Source organism: Ignavibacteria bacterium, assembly GCA_016873775.1.
Classification (GTDB): domain Bacteria; phylum Bacteroidota; class Ignavibacteria; order UBA10030; family F1-140-MAGs086; genus JAGXRH01.
This window is the reverse complement of the sequence record VGWC01000096.1, coordinates 1-7,772: the sequence shown is the minus strand read 5'-3', so window position 1 is coordinate 7,772 and position 7,772 is coordinate 1. Positions and strand designations below refer to the sequence as shown.

Genomic DNA, 7,772 nt, shown 5'->3' with positions numbered 1-7,772 from the left:
GCGAAAGATAATTCCATACTTGTATTTATTGAAGTAAAAGCACGAACAAACGATTCACACGGAACTCCTGAAGAATCCATTACGCCGAAGAAACAACAAGCACTTCGCAAAACTGCCGAAGGATTTTTATTCAAACATCCCGAAATTCAATTCAAAGAATCTCGCTTCGACGTAATCGCAATTGAAAACAACAACGGAGAAATACAAATTCGACATTTAATAGAAGCATTTTAAAATGCGGAAAGATGGAGTCCACCTTTTTTTAATACCAACGTAAAGTTTTTAAGATGCAATGATTCTATTAAGCAAGGTGGACTCCATCTTATCCCAATCTAAAATATAAAATGTAAAATTCTATGAACGCTCTTCCCCTCATCCTCATCGCGCTTCTCGTAATGGCAATCGCATATCGTTACTACAGCGCATTCATCGCCGCAAAAGTAGTCGCACTCAACGATACACGCATCACACCGTCGCACGAATTTAACGACGGACAAAATTATCATCCGACAAATAAGTGGGTGTTGTTCGGTCATCACTTTGCCGCGATTTCCGGCGCAGGTCCGCTCATCGGTCCCGTGCTCGCAACCCAATTCGGATTTCTTCCCGGATTTTTGTGGCTGCTCATCGGCGTTTGTCTCGGCGGAGCAGTTCACGATTTTGTTATTCTCGCCGCATCCATTCGCCGCAAAGGAAAATCACTCGCCGAAATTGCACGCAATGAAGTTTCCCCGCTTGCCGGCGCAGTTGGTTCAATCGCAATTTTATTTATCGTCGTTATCGCTCTTGCAGGACTTGGACTCGCTGTGGTGAATGCATTGCGTGAAAGTTCGTGGGGAACGTTTACGATTGCAATGACGATTCCGATTGCGTTGTTCGTCGGTTTGTGGATGTATAAAATTCGTCCGGGAAAAATTGCCGAAGCAAGTTTCATCGGCGTTATCGGAGTATTCATTTCTGTAATTGCAGGAAGTTGGATTCCCGATTCATTTCTCGCGCCGTACTTTACTCTTTCTCGCGAAGGAATAATTTTTTCCATCGCATCGTACGGATTTATCGCATCGGTTCTTCCCGTGTGGCTCTTGCTTTGTCCGCGCGATTATTTAAGTTCGTATATGAAAATCGGAACAATCGCATTTCTCGTTCTCGCTGTAATTATCGTTCATCCCGATTTGAAAATGCCGGCGTTCACAGAATTCATTGATGGCGGCGGACCAATTATTCCGGGGAAAATTTTTCCGTTTGTGTTTATTACGATTGCATGCGGCGCGATTTCAGGATTTCATTCGCTCGTTTCTTCCGGCACAACACCAAAAATGTTGAACAAAGAATCCGATGCGCGAATGATTGGCTACGGCGCAATGCTAATGGAAGGGCTTGTTGGAATAATCGCATTGATTGCATCGAGTTCCCTTTTTCCCGCAGATTATTTTGCGATAAATGTTTCACCGGAAAAATTTGCTGCGCTTGGACTTAACCCTGTCAACTTAGAAACATTATCGCGGGAAGTGGGAGAAAACGTTGCAGGAAGACCCGGCGGTGCAGTTTCGCTTGCCGTTGGTTTCGCGCAAATTTTTTCTTCTATTCCGGGAATGACAAATCTGATGTCGTTCTGGTATCACTTTGCAATTATGTTTGAAGCGCTGTTCATTCTCACGACGATTGATACGGGAACGCGCGTGGGAAGATTTCTCGTGCAGGAGTTTGTCGGAAAAATCTGGAAACGATTTGAACGCACGGATTGGCTTGTCGGCTCACTTGTTTCCACATTTGTAGTTGTGGTATCGTGGAGTTATTTTATTTATGCGGGAAGTATCAGCACGATTTGGCCAATGTTCGGAACGGCGAATCAGTTACTTGCGGGAGTTGCGCTCGCTGTTGCAACATCGGCGATTATCAATGCGGGAAAAGTAAAATACGTTTGGGTTACGCTCGTGCCGATGTTGTTTGTTTCCACGACAACGCTGATTGCAGGGTGGGAAAATATTTTCGATAATTTTTTGCCGCTCGCACAAAATCCGAAAACGCAAGTGCAAGGTTATATCAACACAACACTCACGGCAATTATGATGGTATGCGCTGTTATTGTTTTACTCGAAGCATTTCGCCGATGGTATAAAGTATTAGTGAAAAAAGAATTTACGATTGCAGGAAAAATTGTGTACGCAACTGACGCAAACTTTTCGCCAAAGGAGTATGGGTGTTGTTAGTAAAAAAGCAGTATAGAATGTTTGGTATTCCTTTGAAAGCAAAGGTTTTTTACCTACTCTCTTTGCTTTAAGTAGGTTTGTTAGGATGTTAGTTCTGACAACGCAGAATTGCAGATACCTATATCTGAGCGTTGTACTTTTGTGTGTTATTGAATGTCGGTTTGTGCTTGAAAACTCATCATTTATTTTTCTGTGTGTGAATAGTATGTACTTCTGACTCCCCTACCATCACATGATGTACAAGTTTTTTTGGGCTCCACTGAAGAATATAGGTCTGTTTTCCATGATTCATAGTCAGTCTCTTTCCCAGAACCAGAACATTTCCAGCATTTAACTTGTCGATCATCTACAAGCCATCCGTTTCCAGGATTAGTGAGAATATAAGATAGAGTGTCCTTGTCTTCCCACGCAATGACGGTCGCACGACTCTCAGTTTCAGTGCTCACTTTTAAAATGTCATACTTCTCAATAGCCTTGGCTGATTCTAACTTTTCCTTCCGCGTTCGTTCGAGTAATGCGTATCTTGCCCGATCAGATAAGAATGAAGGTAAAAGAGTTGAATCATTAGTAATTGATGTAAGCCATGAATAGTAACTCCAAGTTGATCGAATTAATCTGTCGGGTGTCGAACGATCAATAGTGGGAGGTGGTGATGAGAATCTGAGGTTAAACCCTTTTTCTTTTTCACCGTTACAAGATGATAAGAACGTTGCGATTATAAAGAATGATAAACAATGACAAATAATGCTCTTCATGGTTATTTTCTCCTTTTTTTGGGTAGATAAATGTGGTACCTCCATTATTTTCTTTCTAATATCTGCTTTCATAGTAATTCACTTTCTTCCTGCGCATCAATTTTCCAAAAAGAAAAATATTCTTGTGCTTTGGGCAAAGTGTAAAAATTGTCGGGCAAAACTTAAGAAAGTTTTTTTGGAAGAACAAATACAAACTTTTCTCCGCAAGAGTATTGGTGTTGTTGAAAGTGTCTGAAAAATTCAGCGTAAACTTTTCAGACTAAATCTTCTTTACAATCCTTGCCATTTCCTTTACTGCTTCAAATAAAACGACAAATGCGGCGTGAGCAATAATGGCGTGACCAATGCTGATTTCTTCTGTTTCGCGGATAGTGAGAATGGAAAAAATATTTGTATAGTCAAGTCCTTGTTCGGCATTTACATAGTAAGTCCGAGAGAGTGAAAAAACGTTGTCGAGATTTCTTTCAGTTTGAATCCGTGATAATGGCGCAATGTAAAAACCATTTTGATTGTTTGTGTATTTCGATGCGATTGACAGCACTTGTCTATCGTAGCGAACTACAAGTTGTTCAAACGCATTGTATCACCTCGACGTGCTTTTTGAATAAGTTCGTGGTCGTTTTGCGCCATCAGTTTTGACTGTTTAGGAATTAGACTAATGAGAGGAGAAAAAGTTGTGCAACGTATGTTAATTTGCCATAGCTCGTAACGTAAAGCGAGGAATAGTTGTAGAAAACTGTTCGCCGTTATTTCGTAGGAACAAATACGTTCCTTCCATATATCCTTCGAACGATTCCAGAATGCAAAAACTATTGTATTCATACGCTTTTCCCGGTAAGATAATCGGCTGCATTCCAACGACACCTGCGCCTTCTACTTCTTTCATATCACCGGAAGAATCGTAAATAAACCAATGTCTTCGCAGTAGTTGAATTGGTTGTTCGCTATGGTTTTCGATTCGTACGAAATACGCAAAGACGAATTTGTGTGCGATAATATCCGATTGACCTGCAAGATAGATAGGTCGCACTGTTATAGTGATTTGTTCTGTTGTTGCAGTGTAATGTGTCATTGATAGGGGAGGAGTATGAATGAAGTGTGAAATGAAAATGAAAAATGGATTTGGCGCACTCGAGCCGAACGTTTGTTATGGATTTGTTTCTTTGATAGGTTGATGCTGTGCAAGATACTGTTCAAGTAAAACAAGTATTTCTTCATTCTTTCCCTCTCTTGCCCATTCCAACGGCGTTGATTGAAACTCTTCGTCAATCAAAGAGACGTTTGCATTAAGTTGAAGTAGAAATTTTACAATTCGTGTATGTCCATTGATGCAAGCCCAATGCAATCCTGTTGCGCCAAAAAAACCTCTGAAATTGATATCCGCTCCTTTCGCCAGTAAATAATCAGCAACATCTACATTTCCGTTTCTACACGCAATATAGAATGCGTCGGAAATTATTTCGTGTTCAACTTCAGACGGAGGAAGTTTCATCCAATCACCGATTTCATTTTTCCCAACGCGAGATTGTGCAGATTCATGTTTCAACGAATTATCCGCATGAAAAAAAGATTTCACTGAGTCAAGATTTCCAAAGCCCGAAGATATCCACAAATTCGTTGTTGCTCCTTGTGATAACAATAATTCTGCTACGTCGTTATTGCCACAGTTCACAGCCCACGCAAGCGGAGTCATTCCCCATGATGTTTCCGCTTCAAGATTTGCACCTACATCAATGAGTAGTTGCGCAATCTCTTTTCGATTATTTTCTGCCGCAAAATGTAAAGGTGTTTTTTGATACCCACCCAGAGAATGCACGAGCGATGAATCATTGCGCAATAATTCTTGAACTTTCTCAATATCACTGTTTTCCACTGCATTGAAAATAGTTACCGTATCAATTTTTCGTTTTGCTTTTTTGAGCAATGCAATTTGTCCCGCATGGTAGATAGTATGCTGCACAACTCCATGTAACATAGTGTACAAAGTGTAATTTTTTCCTTCAATGTTTTGTTCCAATGCTTCGTCGTTGAGTTGTGAAATTCGTTCACACAACGTTTCATTTGCCGTTTTCACATCGAGAAGTGTTTGTTTCCACGATTGTTCACTTGTATCAACAACTCCTTGCCAATTTTCTTCATTTGTCGGTTCACAAATTATTCCGTCCATTCTTTTACGAACAACACGTATCCACGTTAAAATATGCAATACAATTTCTCTAATGCTATGTGCGGAAGAAATCGGTTTTGCGTAAGCGCGTTCTGCATTCACATCAGAAAGAAGTTCAAGCAATGATGGTCCATGCCAAGCATCTCCATCGAGTGAATGACGCAGTTGAATAATAATTTTCTCTTGTTCTTTCATTTCGAATGCTTACAATCCTTCTTCAGCAAGAACAAACAGAAGTATGGATAATGCAATTGCGCCGAGTTCCAGTTCACGTTCATTCACTTTATCGAATGTATCGTTGTCGGAATGATGATAATCGAAATATCGTTGTGCGTCAACGCGCAACCCCATAACAGGAACTCCATGTTTTGCAAGTTCAGAAATATCTGCACCGCCACCGCCTTTCTTAAAATTATCTGCGTCAATAGATTCAAATAAATACGACCAGCGAGCAATTTTTTCAAAACGTACCGAATCCGTTGAAATACCAAATCCCCGCGGAGAAAATCCACCGGCATCCGTTTCAACAGCAACAATGTGTTTTTCATTGGAATGGAATTGAGCATAGTGTTTTCCTCCGCGCAAACCGTTTTCTTCATTCATAAAAAGCACAGCGCGAATTGTTCGTTTCGGTTGCAATCCGAGTTCTCGTATTATTCGTAATGCTTCAATGGATTGAACGCATCCAGCACCATCATCATGCGCACCTTGTCCTTTGTCCCAACTATCGAGATGTCCGCCAACGAGAATAATTTCTTCCGGTTTTTCGGAACCAATTATTTCACCGAGAACATTTGCTGAAAGAACATCGGGCAACGTTTCACACGACAGTTTTAAATTCACCATAGCATTTTTTTCTTTCGAAAGAAAAGCGCTCAACATATCTGCATCATTCGTGCTAATTGCGGCGGATGGAATTTTTCTGACAGTATCATTGTATCCCATCGAACCTGTATGCGGAACGTCATCGAGCCGCATTGTCATTGAACGAACAAGTGCGGCAACTCCTCCGACTTTTGCGGCTTCTATTGCTCCGCTTCCTCGTTGATTGACTGCGCTTCCGTATGCTTCAAACGGCATAATTTTTTCTTTTGGCATCGGACGATTGAAAAAAATTATTTTTCCTTTCGCAAACTCTTTGAGTGAGTGTAATTCTTCAAATGTTTTTACTTCGAGTACTGCTGCGGTAATTCCTTCTGAAGACGTTCCTATGCTTCCTCCTAATGCGCAAACCGTAAGAGGTCTATGTATTTCTTTATCGAGAATTGATGCTTCTTCAATTGGTCCGCGAATCCAATGAGGAACGTATAATGATTCAAGGCGAACGTTGTCCAACGAATATTCCCGCATTTTGTTTGCGCTCCATTCAACTGCTTGTGCTGCTTGAGGCGAACCGGATAACCGGTGTCCAATGGAGAAACAAAGTTCATTCAGCATTTCATACGCTTTTCCCGAAGTTAAACCGTACGTAATAATGGAACGTGCGAGGGAATCATACATACGTTTTGATTGACTGAAAGAATGAGTGTGTATGAAAGCATACAACACAAGAACAGGAAAAATTTTATTCATAGAGTAGTGAAAAGTGAAATACATTACGTTATTTACGATATACCATCAATGTGTTTGTATCGCTTTGTTTATAACCTTCAACATTTCTTGATGGATTAAACCATTAGAAGCAAGAATTTCTTTTTGAAAAATATTATGTTGTTTGCCGTAGAAATCGGAAATGCTTCCTCCTGCTTCTTTAATCAGTAAAACGCCCGCTGCCATATCCCACGGATTGAGAGCAACTTCCCAAAATCCATCGAATCTCCCGCAGGCAACATAACATAAATCCAACGCAGCAGAGCCGAGACGACGAACCGCTTGCGCTTCGTACAAAAAATGTTGAAAATGTTGAACACAGTTCATTGGGTTTTCCGTGATGTTGTACGGAAACCCGGTAACGAGCAAACTGGAAATAAGTTTATCTGTTGTTGAAACTGAAATCTTTTTTCCGTTCAATGTTGCTCTCGTATTTTTTTCTGCAACAAATAGTTCATCGCGATTCGGGTCGTACACAACTCCGCAAATAAGTTCGCCATTTTTTTCGACTCCAATCGAAACGCAAAAAATTGGAAAGCCGTGTGTAAAATTTGTTGTTCCATCGAGCGGGTCAATAATCCAACACACATCAGAATTTTTATTTCCCGTTGCTCCTTCTTCCGCGAGAATATTGTGCAAAGGAAAATGTTGTTGAATTTTTTGCACAATCATTTTTTCCGCTTGTTTATCAATGTTCGTTACAAGATTGCGCTCTTCTCCAGATTTGCGTTCAATGTTTTTTATTTTTCCTAAACTCTGTTTAAGAAATTTTCCCGCTTCTATTGCAGATTCGATGGCAATGTTTAACATATTTATATCAAAACGAAAAACGAATAATCAGTTTTCTCACCTGTTGTGTGAATTAGATTTTGTTGAAAACCTTGAAAATTTAAATTTTTAATTGCCACGACTTTTAAGTCGTGGAGTACGGTACAGATTAAAACTGACTTTAGTCAAAAACAAATTGTTATTGTTCGGCTAAAGCCATAAACAATAGAAATTTTAACCACGAACTAAAGTTCGTGGCAATTTTAATTCACACAACGGGTT

The 7,772-nt window shown here is 40.2% G+C and carries 8 protein-coding genes; 2 read left to right on the top strand and 6 right to left on the bottom strand.

Features of this window, described 5'->3' with window-relative positions:
• The coding region (locus FJ218_10425) for a YraN family protein (GenBank protein ID MBM4167316.1) at positions 1 to 234 on the top strand (234 nt) is incomplete at its 5' end.
• 122 nt (positions 235 to 356) lie between these two features.
• The gene (locus tag FJ218_10420; protein ID MBM4167315.1) at positions 357 to 2,210 is read left to right on the top strand and encodes a carbon starvation protein A; all 1,854 of its coding nucleotides are present in this window, start codon (positions 357 to 359) and stop codon (positions 2,208 to 2,210) included.
• Between the two features lie 182 nt (positions 2,211 to 2,392).
• On the opposite strand, the gene FJ218_10415 is transcribed toward FJ218_10420, so the two are convergent.
• The 6 genes from FJ218_10415 to FJ218_10390 form a co-directional block, all read right to left on the bottom strand.
• A complete protein-coding gene (locus tag FJ218_10415) occupies positions 2,393 to 3,037 on the bottom strand; it encodes a hypothetical protein (protein MBM4167314.1) in 645 nt (214 codons plus the stop codon).
• A 187-nt stretch (positions 3,038 to 3,224) separates the two neighbouring features.
• Positions 3,225 to 3,506, bottom strand: coding sequence for a hypothetical protein (locus tag FJ218_10410; GenBank protein MBM4167313.1), 282 nt, complete (start codon positions 3,504 to 3,506; stop codon positions 3,225 to 3,227).
• 147 nt (positions 3,507 to 3,653) lie between these two features.
• Positions 3,654 to 4,037, bottom strand: a complete 384-nt coding sequence (gene apaG, locus FJ218_10405) for a Co2+/Mg2+ efflux protein ApaG (GenBank protein MBM4167312.1) — start codon at positions 4,035 to 4,037, stop codon at positions 3,654 to 3,656.
• A 75-nt stretch (positions 4,038 to 4,112) separates the two neighbouring features.
• Positions 4,113 to 5,327 (bottom strand): hypothetical protein, encoded by a 1,215-nt coding sequence (locus tag FJ218_10400; protein MBM4167311.1) that lies wholly within the window; start codon positions 5,325 to 5,327, stop codon positions 4,113 to 4,115.
• Between the two features lie 9 nt (positions 5,328 to 5,336).
• Complete coding sequence (locus FJ218_10395; GenBank protein ID MBM4167310.1) at positions 5,337 to 6,704, bottom strand: M20/M25/M40 family metallo-hydrolase; 1,368 nt, start codon at positions 6,702 to 6,704, stop codon at positions 5,337 to 5,339.
• A 45-nt stretch (positions 6,705 to 6,749) separates the two neighbouring features.
• Positions 6,750 to 7,532 carry an inositol monophosphatase gene (locus FJ218_10390; GenBank protein ID MBM4167309.1) on the bottom strand — a complete coding sequence of 261 codons (783 nt, stop codon included), beginning with the start codon at positions 7,530 to 7,532 and terminating at the stop codon, positions 6,750 to 6,752.
• Positions 7,533 to 7,772 lie beyond the last annotated feature (240 nt).